This window comes from Chitinophaga sp. CB10 (assembly GCA_001870995.2).
In the GTDB taxonomy this organism is placed as follows: domain Bacteria; phylum Bacteroidota; class Bacteroidia; order Chitinophagales; family Chitinophagaceae; genus Chitinophaga.
The window spans coordinates 101833-120439 of sequence record MLAV02000012.1; the positions used below are offsets into that span (position 1 = coordinate 101833).

Genomic DNA, 18607 nt, shown 5'->3' on the forward strand with positions numbered 1-18607 from the left:
TTTATTTCTTGCTTAATCGTATTAGTATGATCCCAGGCTGGTATGGCCCAACATAACCGGGTTGGTGGTACCTTCCGCACAATCGTGCAGGGTGGCCTCCGGATATACGCTGTTCAGGTCCTTCATGACGGTTACCAGCTGGTTGGCGGCGTGCATCAGTTTTGACTGCAGGGATGTATCCGGCACAATAAAGGCATTATAATCCTTCAGTACTTCCAGCCATTGGCGGTACGCGGTTTCGAAGCGGTGCATGGTGGCGTAGTTCACCCAGCATATCTTTGCATGGATATGCGCGGGGCATTCCATCCGTACCATTCTTTCAAAGAAAGTCCTGAAACCATTATCCCTGAAGCGTTCCGGCCAATAGGGCAACACCACGGAGATGCGGAAGGAATAAGGATCTTCTTCCCCGCAATAACTGCAATCGTCCGGCAGGCATACGTCCATGAGGCGGTAGATGTCTGCGCCGGGAATGCCTTCCACCACCGGCGGCGCAAAGCGTGGCCGCAGCAGGAAATGCTCTATCACGTGCAGCACTTCCGCATCCTGCGGGAGCTGGAATTTTTGCAGCATCACTTCTATCATGGCCTGGGCTTCTTCTTTGGTATCGTAGGTATTGGGCGATACGGCAATTACCTCATGGCCGTTGCTGAGCTGCACCACGTGGTAGGCGCCGTAGCTTTTGACGCTATACCGGTCCGCGCTGCGCATATGCTTATAGATTTCATTGGCCATCTGCCAGGCTTCCCGTTCGGAGTTCAGGGAGGTGGCGGGCTGCAGGTACTTCTCCCCGCCGGCGTTTTCGTCCGCAAGCACGAAGGTGAAAAACCCGTTACTGTCTTCCGTAACCACCGGCAGCGGAAACCGGAACAGGCTGCGGTGGCCGGCCTGGTTAATGCCGCTGAGCCGCGCGATGCGCTTCTGCAGGCCGGAAGCATTTTCCGTGTTCCATACCGGGAGGGTCAGGTTGGCGCCCAGGCCGCGGCGACTGCTCGTTTGCGGGTAATCCCGGATGAAGCGGATTTTGTCCGCAATCAGCTCCTGCTCTCCTGCCGCGCTTTGAGAGGCGTACCTGGACAACACATAATCGTTAAACGTTTCTGCAAAGCGTGCGATCAGGTGATCCAGGAAACGGTTCCTGCGGTTGAATTGCTGGCGTGGCGTTTCCACGAGTTTGTTGCGCAGCAGCTTCACCGCTGCGGGATCGTCCGCCGCAGGCTGTGCAAACACCTGTTTCAACAGACCGGGATTAGCATAGATGGCTTTGATGTGATGAATACCATTTTCGGGATCATCTTCCCAATCCTGCAGGAACTGCTGGAAATAGGAAGCGCTGAGGGAGCTGTCCAGGTTCATCAGGTCCTTTGCGTGATGCAGCTGGGAAAAGAACCCGGCCAGCAGCTGATCGTAAAACATCAGGTAGGCTTTCAGCTGGCGTGCCTGTGCCTTCCGTTCGGGGGAAGCCGCATCCGGCAGGCCGGCAGGGCCGGTACCGTATATCTCCGGCAGGTCGTGCTGAATAGAGCTGTATTTATCCAGTTCCAGGTATCTGCCTGCAGCCACCTGGAAATCCAGTTCGCTGCTGCTGATCTTGCGGCTCTGCAAAAGGCCTTTCTGGTACAGCAGGCTATCGGCTGCTTCCACGGCATTGATATGAAAGGGTACCTGGTTCTTAAAGAAGGTGAATTTGCTGCGTTCCATATCCGGTATGGGCTTATGGTCCGTTTGCAAATGCACGAGCCATTGCTGGCTGGGCAGTACAGGCCGGCCATTGTCGTCATAGGCTGTCATGACTAGGTTACGGACTGCCACCACGCCATCTATTTGCATGATGGCTTCAATCACCTCGCTGCCCAGTAATTTATTTTTGATCTCGGAGCCTGTTACCTGTTCATTGAGCAGGAAGCCGTTTCTGAGCGCAGGACCTTCGAAAATGGCGTCAGTAGAGAGTTGCAGGTCCTGCATCTCTTTCAGGTTATAAAACACCAGGGTTGGGTTACAATATTGTTCCAGGGCAATTACTACCTGCGCATAGATGGCTTCGATGTCCGCCCCCGGCTGCACGTCAATATCGGCGCAGAAAGCCACCGGCGTGGAGGAAATGGTATCCACCGTCCACCAGTCCTCGCAAAGGTTACGGTTGCCATGGAGGGTGGCCCATACCTGCCGCATGATATCGTGCGTCAGCAGCATCTTCTGGTAGTATAAAGTGAGGATGCGCTGCTGCATACTCTGCACTTCCAGCTCCTGTTTTACATATTCTTCAAACGTTGGCTGGTATTGGGTTTCCTCATCTTCGAGGTCAGTTTCGCCGGTGGGGGTTTCGGCTTCCACGGGCACGCGGATGGCAACGACCACTTCATATTCATGTTTGATCACCCGCGTTTCCGTATAGTTATATTCCAGGTACACCCGCCAGCGGATGGCGTTGCCGGCGGCGTTCCGCTCCGCAATGTACACCTCCACCCTGTCCGGCAGGAGGGTGGCATATATGGCCAGCTGCATCAGGTCAATTTTGTTGACCGGCGGCATCAGGCAGGTCAGCTTAGCGCCCGCGATGGCTTTTCGTTGCAGGGTAATATCGATATCGCCGCTGTTGAGGTCACCATATTCATCCGTGGTATCGAGGTCCAGGCGCACGTGGTACAGGCCGCGCATGGCGACAGGCTCATGGTGCGTTTCTTCAAACGAGAGCGCTTCCGCTTTGCAGTCCGGATACAGCGGCACTTCCGTCGCGCCTTTGGCGCGCACCCAATCCGGCGCGTCTCCCAGGTTGTTGACAGGAAATATCCAGGCATTGGCCACGCCGTTGATATCTATCAGCAGCTTGCGGTAATCCAGCAGGGTGAGCGGCGCGGTGGTCATAATTTCCCGCGGCGTAAAAAACGGCTGACTGATGGTACCGTCCCGGTTGGTCAGCAGGTCCCTGATATCAAAGCCGGTACGATAGCTCAGCTCCGTAATGGCGTAGCACAAAGCTTCCAGGATGGTGACGCCCGGGTCGTGCACGTTGTAATCCGTCCAGTAGCGGCTGGCCATGCGCTCAATGTAGCGCAGCCCTTCCGACCGCAGGAAGTGAAAGTCCGCTGCGGCAGGCAGCTTCCTTGATTTCAGAATAATATTTTCAGCTGTTGCCATGACTAATTATTTGAGTTGTTGATCACCGGGATTATCATTTGAACTTCATCCGGCGCGCATACGAGCATGCTGCGGGAGGAGGTGGTGGTAATTTCTTCCCGGTCTTCCAGGATGGTCACGCCGTCTTTACGCAGGAATAGTTTCAGGTTGATGATGTATTCCACATAAGGCAGTCCTTCCAGCATGTTGACCAGCGTGCTTTTGCTGATCTTGCCGCCAAACTCCGGCTGTACGCTGTTATCGTAGGCCCATGGGCTAAGGAACGCGCGGAAATCCTTCAGGAGGCGGGTGGTATTGAAGGCAGTATTGCCGTCTTTATACAACACTTCGCAGCTGATCACCACTTCTTCAAACACCGGGTTGCAGACCTGTATGTTTACGAAGCTGCCGCTGATGCTTTTCAGGTATTTTTCGATGGCGCTCAGCGTATCGAGGCTCGTGAGGGGCCTTTGCGGGTTGGCGGCGCTCATGCGCGTGATATCCGGTACGGGTACAATGACGATGTTGCCGGGCGCCATTTCGCGGGTACTGTCCGCCGTAGCGGCGGAGTGGTTCAGGCATTTCACGCGGTAGATCTCCGGGAATTTTTCCAGCACCAGGTGTTCGTAATCCCAGATGGTAATGGCGCGCGACTTATGACGCAGCCTTTCGCTGACGCGCATACGAAATTGTGCGGCGGTTTCTTCTGTCCGCCCACCCGTACTGGCGTTGGGCTGGTATATTTTTTTAAGGGGAGACGCCGGTTGCAGCGGTTGCTGTATGGTACCGGCGGGGGCCGGCGTCGTATAGGCGTTACCGGTGTTATTGTCCGTCCAGCGGACCCGGATCGCCTGCGCATCTACCGCCTGCAGGTTACTGATCGCGTCCGGGTTACCAGCTACCACGGCCCTGATCCAGGCATGCTTCCCTCCCATTACCGGCGCGCCCTGGGCCAGTGCGGCCGGCAGGCGGAAGGTGATGATGCCGGTATGGAGGAGTCCATTGGTATCATCCTCCACGGCGATGGCGCTGAAATCTTCCCAGTAGCCGCGGTTGGAGAGCCATTGCCAGCGGAGTGGCTGGCTGGGCAACAGCGGGTTGGCGCTGCCTTCGCTCACGCGGAACAGCAGTTGCACGGTAGTTTCCGGCTGGCATTTATCCAGGCCGATGTATAATTGCCCTGCCCCTTCGCTGGCTGGCAGCGGCGTCCAGCGGAGGTCCCGGCGGGAGAAATCGTTCTCCTCCCTTTCCCCGAAGGGGTGCAGGGAAAAGAACTGCCCGGGGAACTGCGGGTTGGCAGCGCTGCCAAATTTCAGCGTTTGGGTAGCGGTATAATCTGCCGTAATACTTTTTGCCAGCGGGGTATATGGCTCCGGCGGCAAAGGTTGCTGCTTGCCAGCCAGGAAGGCAAAGCGTTGCTGGTAATCGCGATGGCCGAGGTCCGCCTGCAATACCAGCCTTGCGAAGCCGTGATTGGCGGCCGTTTGAAACTTGATATTCTCCCCGTACTGCAAAGGCTGCGCTACGGCTGCCTGAAAAGTAACTTTGGCTGGGTAGCGCGTTTTGACAGTGGCTTTCGGGTATATGGTAAAGAAGTTGGTATGCAGGGTGTTGAGGTCAACAGGGTTGATGAGCGACTCCCCGTAATATTCCATCGCTGAAAAAAGCGGGTGAGTGCTTTTGTACTGCCAGCTGCCGTTTTCCAGTACTTCCACGGCGGCTACCGGGGTGTTGGCAAGCGGGTTGGAACTGGCATCCTTCAATTGATCTGCCGAATAAGGTTTGGTGGTGGGCTCCGGTACGCCGGCGGCGTTGGGCAGGTATTTACTGCCGTGGTTCACGATGCCTTCCGCTGCCGGAACTTTGTCCCACGCAATATTGAGGCTTACCTGCACATTCGGTTTCATGAAGATTTCGTTGTTGCCGATGATGCAGGCGCTGCCAGCGTATGGCGCGTAACCGAATGGCTGGAAGGGTTTGGAGATGTCCAGCTGGCCTGCTTCATTGAATACGTTCAGCTGGCGGACGCCGTTGACCTGCACGTTCACTTGCACTTCGCTCAGCGCGGTGGCGGTCCATTGTTGCAGCAACAAGGCAGCCTCCATGGTCTGCGGTTTGAATTTCAGGCGCATGACCGGGTGGGCCGTAACAAAATTACCGCCATGGAGCGCAGGGTTATAGGGGATCACCGCTTCCTGCTCTGTGGCCAGGGTGGCGATAATTTTAAGCTGGTAGGACGGTTGTTTAAAGGAGGGGTCTTCCGGTTCCAGCTGCGCTACTGCGTCCATCCAGCCCGAGGCGCCGGTGAGTTGTATCATGACCCGCAGGTTGCTGATCGCTGCATTTTGCGGAAATACATTATTGGATTTGAGGGTGAGTACCACCTTGCGGCTTCCCTCCTTCATCAGCAGCAGCGGGGAGGCGATGGCAAACCCGTTGCAGGTCAGGGTTTGAGGGCCCGCTACGCCGAAGGGCTGCCAGGTGCTGCCGGCTTTCAGCGGCGCTCCCAGTCCGTCCGCACTGTTGGCTACCGGGCTGGCATACAGCCCTGCCTGCGGGTGCGTGGGACCAAAGTGGGTAATACCGCGTATATCCGTTACCGTTGCCTGGTTCAGCAATACTTCTTTATCTGTCGCATAGAATTGCGGGTTGCCGGCGGCGTCCTTCCCGGCTTTGAACAGGAAGCCGGCCGGCACCAGGTATTCCTTTACATTCTTTTGCAGTTCAACCAGCAGGTGCGTGGCATCCGGCACGGCGGGTGCGGGCGAGAGCTGCAGCACGTCCCGGTAATAGCAATCCAGGTGGCGGCCGGTAAAGGTATTCAGCTCTTCCTGCGCCAGGCGGAAGAGTTGGAGGAAGGTGAGGAAGAGCGCGTAATGCGGCGTATGTGCCGGGAACGTGTGTACTGCCTCTTCCAGGCTTTGCGCGGCGTGGTTGGCAATCATGCTGCCCTGTTTGAAGATGGCGTCCAGCATGGTGGTAAACAGGTTGTTGGTGGCGGCGAAGCGGATTTTCTCCGCAATGCTTTCGCCCTGCAGGTGAAAGCTGTAGGCGGCTGGCGGCTGGGTCCATGCGCTTTCCCACTTTTGCGCCTGCAGGCTGCCGGCATGCTCAATGTGGAAGGGGACGGTGCTGGTAGGCAGCAGGAAAGCGGTGGCGTCATAATCGGCTTTTACGCATCCCATCATGGCGGCCTGCTGGTACCAGGCGTTGAGCTTACCGCGTTGTATGGCCAGCCTGCTGCTGATGACATCCGTCAGCCAGTTTTTAAACGGCCAGCCATCCGGCAGCAGCCGCAGCTGCGTATCCAGCTCGTAAAGCCAGCTCCAGGTGAAATCGAACAGGAAGGAAAACCGTTCCACCAGGTCCGGCGCTGAGGCATGCTTCTTATCGGAGAGGTACTGCAGTTGCTGGCGGATCAATTGCCGGTAGCCTGCCATATCCTGGTTGCCCAGCGTAGCGAGGATAACGCTGACGTCCATTTGCATGAGGGGCAGCCAGTTGCCGTCCTGCTCATTGCGGGCGTTGTAGTAAGTGAGCTGCCTGCTGTATTCTTTGGCAAAGAGGATCAAATCGCTCATGCTCCTTTCATCCACTTTGGCAAATGCAGGCTCCAACGCAGCCAGCACCCGGTTGTAGCGGGAAGTGCCACTGTGCAGCAATGGATTTTTATATGAAGTATTGGTCGACAAGTTAGTAGTATTAATAGATGAAGAAATAAGTATCAACCGGATTTCTCATTCTTATAGTACGGGTACACGAAGTTGAAGCGGCTGTTGTTGGCCCGCACGGTGTATGCGATGCGGATCAGCACCAGCCCTTCCGTGTCGCTGCTTTCCGAGAGTTCTACCGAATCCGTTTTAATACGTGGTTCATGGTACAGGATAGCGGATTCTATCACATGCTTCATATAGGTTTTGAAGGTGGTGGTAAGGGGCTCAAACAAAAGCTGGTCCAGGTTGCAGCCATAATTCGGCTGCATGATCCTTTCGCCCGGCCGGGTACCCAGCAGTATCTGCAGACTTTCCTGAATATCCGCCAGGTCGCTGGCGGTGGCCACTTCGCCGGGCACATTATCAAACGCCGGAGGGAAACTCCATCCCGTTCCGTAAAAGGATGCCATGGGGTAATATTTTTTTGGGGTTAATGGTTACAATTGAATGTTTGCTGTCAGCCACCTATCATCACGGTCACACAACCTAATACGATGGAGCCGCCATGCGCGGTGGTATCTCCCATCCTGGCAGCCGGCTTGCCGCCAATCATGACGGTGGCGCTGCCTTTAACGATGGTATCGGGCGGGCCGGTGCATACACAGGTATCTCCCATTACTGCTGCCGGAAGGCCGCCTATCAGTACCGTAGGCACGCCGCCCACAACAGGGCCGCCTACATGGGGCACCGGGCCTGTTGTCATCGGGCATACGTGCATATCTGTCGCTCTTGCTGCCGGGGGCATATCTGTTATTTTTTATCGTTAGTTAATATTTACCAGTCCACCTTTAATGGTGGTTTGGCCGCTGCCTTTCACTTCCACCTGCGCGCCTTCGATCGCCGCTTTGGAGCTGCCTTTCAGGGCCAGGTTCATGGCTTCCACGCCTGCGTCGCCACCGGCTTTCAGGTTAAACTTACCGCCAACGTCCAACAGCAGGTCCTTATCCGTCTTGAGGGTGATACCTTTTTCGTCCAGGATAATTTTATTGCCGTTTTCATCTTCCAGCTGCAGCACTTTGTCCTCATCGCTGACGGTGATCTTCTTTCCCTTGGGGGATTCGATGGTGAGGCTTTTTTTCTCATCATCGAAAATGAGTTTGAAATTGGTTTTGGAAACGTAGCCTTTCTGGTAGTTATCTTTTGCGGGGGTGAGCGGAGCCGCCAGGGAGCTGCTGTGCAACATACCGAGTATTACGGCATCCCGCATGTCCGTACCCATGAAGCCTACCACTACTTCGTCGTTCAGCTCCGGGCGGAAGAAGGTGCCCCGGTTGTTGCCGGCGTCCAGCGTGGCGATGCGGGCCCATACCCCTTCTCCTTTCGCGTCTATCACGGGTATTTTCACTCTTACCCGGAATTCATTTTCCGGATCTTCGATATCCGTCACTACGCCGTTATACAGTCCTTGCGTTACGGGCATGATGCCTTGCGCCGCCACAGGGTGCCAGGGATTTATTTTTTCTGCAAACCAAACCGGGTCCAGTCCAAAATTCACCGTGGTAAGCCAGTCGCCTCCTTCAAACACATGCTTCACGGCGCTAACGTACACCGGTCCGCTGAAGCGGTCGCCGATGCCGCCGATGGTGATAAATTCGTTGGGGTGGATCTTGTTGGTGCCCTGGAAGCGCACATTCCCTTTAATGGCGGCGAGCCTGCGTTTGGTCAGCCGGGCATCTGCCAGGGCTTTGAGTTCCGCTTCCGACCATTTGCCGGGGAAGGCGAAGGTTTCCGATTCAAAGGCCATTACGCCAGCCAGGTCCGCTGCGCCGAGGTTGCCGGCAGCGTTCACGGAGGGGTCCGCACCGGCGCCGTTGTTCAACGCCTGCGCGCTATAATCCCAGCTGCTGGCTTCCGCGCCGCTGGATTGCGTACGTGCGTCAATGTTAGCCTGGTAATCTATCAGTGTAGCGCCATAGACCACATCGAATTTCCGATCCTGTTTTAAATCCGGCTTTTTGATACTGATCTTTCCATCCTCCACGGTACAGCACATCCCGAGCACATCAAACCTCCCCAGGATAAAATCCCAGTCGCTCAGGTTACATTGCAGCAGTTGCAGGTGTTTGATATCGGTGCTTTCCACATCCGCCGTAAGGCCGCTGTACTGGCCGATGAGCTGGGAGGCGATGTCGCTGTCCGTCATTTCATAGAAAGCCGCATTACGGCGGGCCAGCGTCATTTGGATGGCCGTATCCCGGCAGGTAACCACCAGTTGGGACGAGAGCCGGGAAATCCTGCTGCCATGAGCAACCACAATGCCTTTGAACACTGTTTCCGTTTTGGTTTCATAACCCAGTTGTATCTCCACTTTGTTGCCGGGTTTAAACAGCTGCTTGTTGGACACCGGGAAATCCTGCAGGCTCACATCTCCGTCCGGAATAGTGAGGATAGCAGCTGGTATCCGGTTTACCTCCTTCTCGATGGTAATTTTCAAGATCGGGATAGCCGGGTCCAGCTCCTGTCCATCTATCAATACCTTGCACGAAACGAGGGTGACTTTTTCCGTACCCGGGATCGTGGTTTGTAATTCTCTCGTTGCTACTGCTGCCATAATGATTTATTTCAGGGGTGGAAATTTGAGGGTGGTACCGGGTTTTACGTTACGGAAGCCCAGCAGGTTGTTGGCCCGCGCGACGTCGATGTAATAGCTATCGTCCTGGTAGATGGCCGTGGCCATGTTGGACAGGCTGTTGCCGGCTTTGAAAGCTTTTTCATGCGTCATATCCGGGGAGTTGGGGGATTGCCGCCGCATCATCTCCGTGCGGGATTCCGCACTTTCCAGCTGCAGCCGTACTACGGCGCGGATGGGCTTTCCATCCGGGCGAAAGAGCTTGTAGTCTATTTCCAGCGACTTCACCACGCCAAAGAAAAAGCCGGCGGAAGAGCCCCAGCAAAGCAGGATGTAGTGAGGCCGGTGGATATCTCCCTGGTATTCGTAGCAGAATGCCAGCAGGTCCGCCACCTGGTCGGCAATGTCCGGCCGCTGCTGTGGCTCCAGCACTACCGGTGAGGTAAAGCTGGCCAGGTGCGGTTCCTGTATAACGCCGCTTTCATCCAGCAGCATTTCCACGCTGAAGCTTTCCGGGTTGATATGACTGAATTGCTTGGGCTGACTGGTAGTACCCTGGGGCGTATGGCATTCATCCTTATAGGCGATGGAATACGAGCGCTTGAACGACTCCGGGTTGACCTTGAAAGAAAAGGTATCGCTGCCTTTGACAGACACCGGCGCGCTGTTTACATTCGGCTCTTTATACGCCTTGAGCTTCATTTTTTCCAGTTGACCTACAGCTGTGCTGAACATAGTTATCTTTCTATAGTGTTGGTAAATTCCCGGATCAGTTCCAGGGTAACTTCTTCTTTGATCTCCTGCTTCATGCGTTCCAGTTCAGCAGGCGTAAGGCCATTGGCGGCGTTTTTCTGGCCGGGATATACATCGGCCCGGATGCTGATCTCTTTAATTTCTATGGGCATAAAACGGATATTAAGGATTAGGTAAACGCGACTCCGCCGGAGCCGATGGTATTTCCCCTGACGATGGTATTAAGGCTCACCGGCCGGAAAAACTGGTATCCCAGGGTGAGGCTTTCCACCACGATGCTGTTTTCTTCCGCATTAAAATTGCTGACGGTCCATTTCTTCGGAAACGCATTCACCACGTACCAGGAGTACACCGGCAAATGCTTTTCGTTGAGCAGGCTGACGATGATGTTAATGGGGCTGAACATAAAGCTTTCGATGGCTTCCTGGCACCAGAGCATGATGCCAGAGCCGTTGAGGAGTCCGCGTTTCAGCACGAGGTCCTCATAGCGTGCCCGCAGGGGCAGCTGGTGAATGAACCTGTTTTCGCCGCCTTCTTTGTAAGGCTCTGTTTCCATTTCCACGTTGAGGCCACTGACTTCCTGGAAGGCGCATTCCTGCAGTGTTTGCGGGAATAGCTCAAAAGCGACGAGGAAGTGAAAGCCTACGGGGGGAGTACGTTCTAACATAGTTTGTGTTTTTCTTGCAGGGATCTTTTTTCTCGCAAAGAGGCAGAGGGTGGGAAGCTCGCAAAGGATTGTGGTTTGTTTTTTTCTCGCAAAGAGGCAGAGGATTTTAAGGGCGCAAAGGATTGTGGTTTGTTTTTTTCTCGCAAAGAGGCAGAGGATTTTAAGGGCGCAAAGTTATTTATGTTGTTCCTTTGCGAGCTTTGCCCTCTTATGTTCCTTTGCGAGCAAAAACCCTCGCGACCTTTGCCCTCTTATGTTCCTTTGCGAGCAAAAAACCTCTGCGAGCTTTGCCCTCTTATGCCTCTTTGCGAGCAAAAACCCTCGCGAGCTTTGCCCTCTTATGCCTCTTTGCGAGCAAAAAACCTTTGCGAGCTTTGCCCTCTTATGCCTCTTTGCGAGAAAAACCCTCTTTGCGAGAAAAAAAACCTACGCCGCTTCCATCACCAGCCCTTCATGCGCCAGCTCGATGCTTTCCACAGCTACTTCATTCCCATCTGCTTTCAGATCGGTACTGTTTACTTTCACCGGCCAGGCGTTCTTGATTTTCCACACCATCACCGGCTCATGTTTTTCATTCATGAGGGATACGATGATGTCGCGGCGGGTGATGGTATTCAGCGCAACGGTATTCCACCACTGGAAGAACTCATTGTCCGCCTTGAACAGGCCGCGTTTCAGGGTGATGTTGTCGAATTTCTGCATGCCGGGCATTTTGATTTTGTGGTATTCCGGGCTGATACCTTCGCGGTATTCAATCACCTGGGTTTCCACATTGAGTCCCGTTACTTCTGTGAAGCCGAGCCTTGCTCCGCCCCATTCTACCTGGAAGTGAAATTTAGATAATGGATATTGTGCCATTGGAGTATGTTTAAATTTTTTGGATCAGAAAAGAATCAGGTCAGCGTCAATCAGCTTTCCTGCATTTTGTGAGAGAAGCGTAAGATGATAAATTCTGCCGGGCGAACAGCGGCCATGCCTATTTCCACGATGAGGCGTCCTTCAAGGATGTCCTGTTCGGTCATGGTTTGACCCAGGCCTACTCTTACAAAAAATGCCTGGTCAGTTTTAGCGCCGGCGAGTGCGCCCTGGCGCCAGAGCGTGGTGAGATAGTTTTCCACCATTCCTTTTACTTTCACCCAGGTGTTGGCATCATTAGGTTCGAACACAAACGGGGCCGTACTTTTCTTCACGCTTTCTTCCACCATGTTAAAGAGGCGGCGAACGCTGATGTAGCGCCATTCGTTGCTGTTGCCATCCAGTGTGCGGGCGCCCCATACGAGAGTACCTTTACCGCTGAATGCGCGGATGGCGTTGATGCTCTTGCCGGCGTCGGCGTCTACGTTCAGGCTGTCCTGCGTGTTGTTGTCGATTTTTACCAGCGGCGCGCTCACGCTGTTCAGGCTGGTGTTGGCAGGCGCTTTCCATACACCGCGTTCGCGGTCAGTTTTAGCGTACACGCCTGCAACTGCGCCGGATGGCGGCACGATGGCCAGCTTGGATTGCAGGGCAGTCACCGCTGCGGCAATAACCGGGTGGGAAGCATACAATGCGGACTGGTTGCTGGTTACGTATTTGGTCGCGCTGGACTGAAGTTTATTCAGGAACACGAGCAATCCGCGGAAGATGGCTTCCAGGTCGGCAGCGGCTTTCAGCGCTGTCGCTTTATCCGCTGCGGCGCCATACTCCTTGCCATTGGAATTGAAGTTGGCAATTTTGCTCATATCCTTTCCGGCGAAATCTGTATCAGGGAATACTTTCCACCAGGCGCTTACCGGCGCTGCATCATAAGCGGCATAGGTATCGGCGGCGCCAAAGAGCTTGATATCATCGTTATTCTCGAAGGACACGAGCGCTTTCAAAGTAGCCGCCAGGCCGGCGTTGGCATCCTTTGCGCTGGCGTCGAGGTCGCTCAGCAGCTGGGTGCTTACCAATGGCGTAGCGCCTTTCAGTGCGGGGATGCCGTTTACAAGGCTGCGCACATAGCCGAGCAGGCTGTTGAAAGCCGTTTTGGCATTGTCGTCCGAAGTAGCTTGCTGCACCGCTGCTTTCAGCTGGTTGAAGCGGTCTGAAGGCGTTGCGGCATCGCCTTTACCGGTAGCAATTACGCCCTTTACTTTTGTCAGATCGCCAACGGCATCTTCCGTTTTTTGTACGAGCGCATTCAAACCAGCATTGGTTGTGAGCTGCGTGAGGTTGAGATCCGCGCCGGACTTATTTTTCAGGTTTTCTTTCAACACTGTATAAGGAATTTCCGGGGTGTAGGTGGATACCAACCACGGCGTATAGGCGGCAGCGTATTTCAGGTCGTTGATGCCGATATTATTACGGAACTCCGTATATACGGTATCTGCCTGGCTTTCCCTTACATACGAATGATCGTTAGCATGGTATTCGCGCAGGTCCAGCAGCGCTACCCTGTCTTGCAGCAGGCCGGCCTGTGCTACCGCCATTTGCTGTAAGGCGTAGAACTCTTCCTTACCGAGGTTGGCAGCATCCGGAATAGCGATGATAGTAGGTTCATCGTATTTTTCCAGGGCTTTTAAGCCTACGCGCAAACCCGGCGTGCCGGCAGCTTCGTCGCCGGCGGCCACTGTATCGCTGTAGCTGCCTACGGATACGATGTAGCACGGACCGCCGCCATTGTCGAAATACTGACGCACGCTGTTATACATATTGAACAGTTTAGCCACGGTAAAGGTGTCGCTCAGTACTTTATAACCGTTGGTTTCATCCAGCGAGATGCTGAAATCATCCGCACCGAAGGAATAAGCGCCGCCGAAGTACTGCACATATTCCAGCATGGAGGTAATGCGGGTAGGAACATTCTTCAAATCCTGTCCGTCTTTTTCTGAGAGGGCAGTGTAACCAATGAATGCAGGGATCGCGGTTTCAACCTGCGCTACGCTGGGTGGGAGCAGAGATATTTCCTCTACATACACCCCTGGGGTCTTGTAAATTGCCATTTTTTTTGAGGTTTTAAAAATTGAAAACTTTGACTGTAACAGCCACGGATCGGCCAGGGCAGACAGTTGCGCGCCAACTGCCGCCAGTGAAAACCGGACCGTGATATGTGGGGTTATATTACGCTACGAACTTTTTAATACTGTATTTACGTTAACATCCAGCACAGGTACGCCTGCTCCGTTGACATTATTACTATCTATCTGCACCATTCTCATTTTGTAAATGACCGAAGGCATATAATGCCCTCCCAGTCCGCCCCAGAGCTGATGCACCTGGTCCAGCGTGAGGTTCACAATTTCAAAACTGATGGTTTCTATTTTGATATTATGCAGCTCATTATACGCCTGCAACTCCGGGGAGTTCTCCGGCGAAAAGAACCGGTTTTGCTGGAAGAAGCGCACTACCTGTTCCAGCGCTATCAGCGCCGATTCGTAATCGGTATGCGTTACGGCAAACATCAGCGTGAGGTTCAGAAACACCGGCGGCGTAACAAACTCAATCAACTGTGGATTGGAAGTTTTGCGGAAATAATCCTGCGTTCTTGCCACAGTATCTTCCTCCACGTTAATGACAGACAAGAGAATCTTATTCTGCAGGTCCGGATTAAAGTCGTCTCCATCGCTGATCCGGGAAATGTTGCCCAGCTCCACTTTTGAGCTCGCCGGGGAAGATGCAGCATTCATCCTGCCTTTTACAAAAAGGAGTGTATCTGTTATCATGAATACATCGGATTTGGGGTTCCTACAAACAGCTGCGTACAGACACCTGACTGTTTTGGGGTTATTTATTTTTTAGTTAACACATTCTTTTTTGGGACATCACATAATCCTGTTTCAGAATTATGGATGTGAAATTATGATGAATTTTTTTTACTGCAAATAGTACTCCTTCCGATTTTCGAAAAATGAGTATTTCTACTTATGATGTTGCTGACGGATACCCTGCTTCATTTACCACCTGTAAATAATAATCGCCGCACAAACAGCAGGAGCATGCATAATTTACTCATTTACAATTATTTATTCAATATGAACGCAAGCAGTATTTTTCACGGGATACTACGCATCGCCTGTTATTGCAACTCTTTAAATGCGGATGGACTCATGCCGGTATGCGCTTTGAAGAACTTGGAGAAGTTGGCGTGATCATAAAAACCGAGGTCGAACACGATCTCTTTGACAGACATCTCAGAGGCCTTCAGCAAGCGTTTGGCCTCTATCAGCACCCGGTTTTGTATCAGCGAAGAGGCGGAAGCATGCAGGGCTTTATTACAAATTATATTGAGGTAATTGGGGGAGATATTTAATTCCTTTGCATAAAAAGCAACCGACCGCTCTTCCTTAAAGTGCACATCAATAAGCCTCAGGAACCTTGCCAGCAAAGGGTTTGCACTATAACTGTTCACATCCTGGAAAATACTTTCCGCCGCTTTACTGATGAGCAAACCTACGACCGTAGTACGTGCAGTGATCAACTCGCGGAAGATTTCCTTCTCCCCCAGCTCCTGACGCAAAGTTTTAAACTCGTAGAGCAGGTTCGTGTAGGAAGCCACATCGAGGTTCAGCACAGGATGCCTTTCATAAAATGCAGACGTAAACCGGAGGGAGGGTAAAAAGGCTTCATACTGCTCCCTGCCGATCATCAGCTGATAGCCTACGGTATCCTTCTTCAGCCGCCAGGCATGCACCTGCTGGGGAAACACCAGGTGCAGCTGATGCCTCCCCACTTTATATTCCGTAAAGTCGATGGTATGTGTGCCCCTGCCTTTTTCAAAGAGGATGGCAATAAAAAAATCGTGTTTATGCGGTTCTTCAATAAACCGCTCGCCGCGAATCTCGTGGTAGAGCATCGGCTGCCCGGAGGTCTTGCCTTCGCTGAACTCCTGGATACTTAATACAGGAAAATGGTCTTTCTGATATGCCATCGGCAGCTTTTTTAGCCTGGCTGCATAAGCAGCATGCATCACACGCTTATCAGCCTGATGGAGCTAATGTAAGGAAAATTATCCAGCTCCGGCCTGGCATCAAAATACGATATTGCCCTGGTAAATCAGCGATCTTACCGGCGACACACGGGATACCGCCTCGGCGGAGCAGCTGGCATCTATCAGCACTACGCTGCCTTCATCGCCTGCTTTAGGCCATTGCTGATTACCCTTATCATCCAGGGGCAACACATCGCGGGTAGCCAGTTTCAGACTACGGGAGAGATTGAATTCAGACCCCCAGCCATAGAGCTGCGCCATGATATTGGCTTTCTGCAGCACGCTGCCGGAGCCCCAGGTGTTCCAGTGGTCAATAATACTATCGTTACCGGTGGCTACTTTCACACCGTATTTATATAACGTTGGGATAGGCATAATGAGGCCGCCGAACGGAATGGTAGACATGATGCCGATTTGCGCCTGCGCCAGCCTTTCAGCCACCGCCTCCTGCTTCGCTTTGTCCAGCCGCGCCAGCACAAAACAGTGACTGAGGTAGGTTTTACCTTTCAGCACCGGATTTTCGTTTACCCGGTCAATGAGGTACTCCACGGTCTTCAGACCGGAATCCCCGGTTTCATGTAAATGGATATCGATACCCTTGTTGTGGTCCAGGGCCAGCTTCACGATGGCGTCCATGGGTTTGGCGATATCGCCGTCCACTGAATACGGGTCTACCCCGCCAATGAAATCGATGTTCATCTTCGCCGCTTCTTCCATGTAAGGCATGGAGTTGGTGTAGAAGAGGCCATGCTGCGGAAACGCTACCAGCTCTGCGCCGAAAGTGGCTTTCTTATTTTCCAGCGCTACCTGTAAATGCTTTAAGGAATCCAGTTTGGAAGTAGGCTCAATGTTCACATGGCTTCTGGCAAATGCGGAGCCGCATGATTGCAGGAGTTCAATCAGTTTCTCCGCATGGGCAGTGGAAGTTTTGAGCATCTCCGGCAATATCTGCTGTTCCAGCGCTATCATGCCTTTTACGCCGCCCTGCCGTTTGCCTACGGCTTTCCACGGGCCGCCGTAGTTGGTTTTATCCAGGTGGATGTGCATGTCCTTAAAGGAAGGCAGCATCAGCAGGCCTTTCGCGTCAATAGCTTTGGCTTTGGGATTGTTGGGTTGTATGGAAGAGAATTTACCGTTGCTGATTTCCACGGTGAAGAGGTCTGTTTTAGTAGCTATCACATCGGCCCCATCGTATTCAAAACCGGTTTCCAAACGCACGTTCTTCAATTTTACGCTGTTGGCCTGCCCTTTCAGCAAAGGCTGCGATGCATCGGTGGCCGGGCGGTTACCTTCCGCCAGTAAGGATGGCGCAATGCCGAGGCCTAAAGTGGTGAATACGGAGTTTTTCAGGAAATCTTTTCTGGATATATTGGATGTGCCCATGGCGATCGTTCTTTTGTCCCAAAGGTACATTTGCTGCCGGGCTTGCATGGGTACGATTTATAACAGGGTTTGTAGGATTTATAATTCATGCCTGCCCAAGGCGGCCAATATATCCGGCTTTTCACCGGTATATCTGCTTACCGGCGCTTGTATAAATGCAAAGAGGCGCCATCACCCGGCGCCTCTCTCCTTTTGCTGTTATTGCTCAAAAAACAGCTTTACTTCAAGGTTGCCTGGTAACGCTGTAACGCTTCCATGAAGTAATAATCGGCATATACCAATGGCACGTCTATTTCAGTATGATGCGGAATACTGCCTACGCTGTGCATCAGTATAAAATTGCCGTTAGCTCCTTCGGGCGCCCGGTAGGCAGGGCTGCCCAGGGTATGCAGCATGGCGATGGCCGATTTGCGGTACTGTGCCGCCTTTGCCGGCGCTGCGTAATCGCTCAGCTCAAACAGCGCGGAAGCCACAATGGCCGCTGCGGATACATCCCGGTATTTGATTTTTACGTTGTTGGCATAAGAGCGCACGCCCGGCGTATAGCCTTTTTGCAGGGCGTTAAAGTCCCAGTAAGGTACTTTATCTGCCGGCAGGTTCTTGTTGTTAAGGAACCAGTCCGCCATGCCGGTAGCGGTTTTGAGGAAGCGCGGATCCCTGGTTTCCCGGTATATCATGGTAAAGCCATAGATGCCCCATGCCTGCCCGCGGGCCCAGGTGGAGTTATCCGCATAGCCCTGCGCCGTTTCCCTGGCCAGCACTTTACCGGTGAGGGTATCATAGCATACCACGTGGTAGGAACTGTAGTCCGGCCGGATCTGGTTTTTCATGGCGTTCAGGGCGTGGCTCACGGCAATGTGCCGGAAGCTGGTATCGCCCGTTTCCTTAGCCGCAAAGAACAGCAGTTCCAGGTTCATCAGGTTATCGATGATCACGGGGTAATAATACTTCTGTTCCCCATGCCAGGATTTAAATGCATTCCAGCTTTTGATACTGCCGGTCACCGGGTTGAAGCGCGTGCTCAGCGAGCGGGCGCCCTGGATCAGGATATCCCGGTAGGCTTTATTGCCGGTGATGCGGTAGGCGTTACCATAGCTGCAATACATCATAAAGCCGAGGTCATGGTGCTGGGTGAAGTCCTTCAGCGGTTCCAGCTTTTCCGTCCAGCGGATGGCCTGTTGATAGATAGCCGGATCTTTGGTTTGCTCGTAGCTATACCACAGGGATCCGGGGAAAAAGCCGGGCGTCCAGTCGTACATGGAAGTGGTGGTCATGCGGCCTTCCGCATCGATGGTGCGGGGGAAGGCCAGGCTGTCGCGCGTGGCGGTTTCCTTCAGCATGTGTTTTAACTGCTGCCGGGCAAAGCCGGTGTTGGTGCTGATAAAATCCTTCTCTGTGCCAACCGAGAACGCGGTCAGGCCGGCGGCTACAATAATGAGTTGAAGCAATGGTTTCAT

14 protein-coding genes are annotated in these 18607 nt (G+C 53.3%); all 14 read right to left on the bottom strand.

The window, feature by feature from the left end:
• Nucleotides 1-21: 21 nt before the first annotated feature.
• The gene (locus tag BOC67_RS17235) at nt 22-3138 is read right to left on the bottom strand and encodes a hypothetical protein (protein ID WP_291911890.1); all 3117 of its coding nucleotides are present in this window, start codon (nt 3136-3138) and stop codon (nt 22-24) included.
• A 2-nt stretch (nt 3139-3140) separates the two neighbouring features.
• Nucleotides 3141-6809, bottom strand: coding sequence for a baseplate J/gp47 family protein (locus BOC67_RS17240; protein ID WP_291911891.1), 3669 nt, complete (start codon nt 6807-6809; stop codon nt 3141-3143).
• Nucleotides 6810-6841: 32 nt separating this feature from the next.
• Nucleotides 6842-7240: a GPW/gp25 family protein gene (locus BOC67_RS17245; protein WP_291911892.1), complete on the bottom strand. Its 399-nt coding sequence runs from the start codon at nt 7238-7240 to the stop codon at nt 6842-6844.
• Nucleotides 7241-7287: 47 nt separating this feature from the next.
• Nucleotides 7288-7575 carry a PAAR domain-containing protein gene (locus tag BOC67_RS17250; protein WP_291911893.1) on the bottom strand — a complete coding sequence of 96 codons (288 nt, stop codon included), beginning with the start codon at nt 7573-7575 and terminating at the stop codon, nt 7288-7290.
• A gap of 18 nt (nt 7576-7593) precedes the next feature.
• Complete coding sequence (gene vgrG / locus BOC67_RS17255; protein ID WP_291911894.1) at nt 7594-9381, bottom strand: type VI secretion system tip protein VgrG; 1788 nt, start codon at nt 9379-9381, stop codon at nt 7594-7596.
• A gap of 6 nt (nt 9382-9387) precedes the next feature.
• The gene (locus tag BOC67_RS17260; protein WP_291911895.1) at nt 9388-10134 is read right to left on the bottom strand and encodes a hypothetical protein; all 747 of its coding nucleotides are present in this window, start codon (nt 10132-10134) and stop codon (nt 9388-9390) included.
• Between the two features lie 2 nt (nt 10135-10136).
• Entirely contained in the window at nt 10137-10304 is a 168-nt protein-coding gene (locus BOC67_RS17265) for a DUF5908 family protein (protein WP_291911896.1), read from the bottom strand.
• A gap of 17 nt (nt 10305-10321) precedes the next feature.
• The gene (locus tag BOC67_RS17270; RefSeq protein ID WP_291911897.1) at nt 10322-10819 is read right to left on the bottom strand and encodes a phage tail protein; all 498 of its coding nucleotides are present in this window, start codon (nt 10817-10819) and stop codon (nt 10322-10324) included.
• A gap of 426 nt (nt 10820-11245) precedes the next feature.
• Entirely contained in the window at nt 11246-11677 is a 432-nt protein-coding gene (locus BOC67_RS17275) for a phage tail protein (RefSeq protein ID WP_291911898.1), read from the bottom strand.
• Nucleotides 11678-11727: 50 nt separating this feature from the next.
• The gene (locus BOC67_RS17280; RefSeq protein WP_291911899.1) at nt 11728-13782 is read right to left on the bottom strand and encodes a phage tail sheath C-terminal domain-containing protein; all 2055 of its coding nucleotides are present in this window, start codon (nt 13780-13782) and stop codon (nt 11728-11730) included.
• A 123-nt stretch (nt 13783-13905) separates the two neighbouring features.
• Nucleotides 13906-14502 carry a DUF4255 domain-containing protein gene (locus BOC67_RS17285; protein WP_291911900.1) on the bottom strand — a complete coding sequence of 199 codons (597 nt, stop codon included), beginning with the start codon at nt 14500-14502 and terminating at the stop codon, nt 13906-13908.
• 353 nt (nt 14503-14855) lie between these two features.
• The gene (locus tag BOC67_RS17290; protein ID WP_291911901.1) at nt 14856-15707 is read right to left on the bottom strand and encodes an AraC family transcriptional regulator; all 852 of its coding nucleotides are present in this window, start codon (nt 15705-15707) and stop codon (nt 14856-14858) included.
• A gap of 99 nt (nt 15708-15806) precedes the next feature.
• Nucleotides 15807-17198 (bottom strand): amidohydrolase family protein, encoded by a 1392-nt coding sequence (locus BOC67_RS17295; RefSeq protein WP_291911903.1) that lies wholly within the window; start codon nt 17196-17198, stop codon nt 15807-15809.
• A 170-nt stretch (nt 17199-17368) separates the two neighbouring features.
• A complete protein-coding gene (locus BOC67_RS17300) occupies nt 17369-18607 on the bottom strand; it encodes a glycoside hydrolase family 88 protein (protein ID WP_291911904.1) in 1239 nt (412 codons plus the stop codon).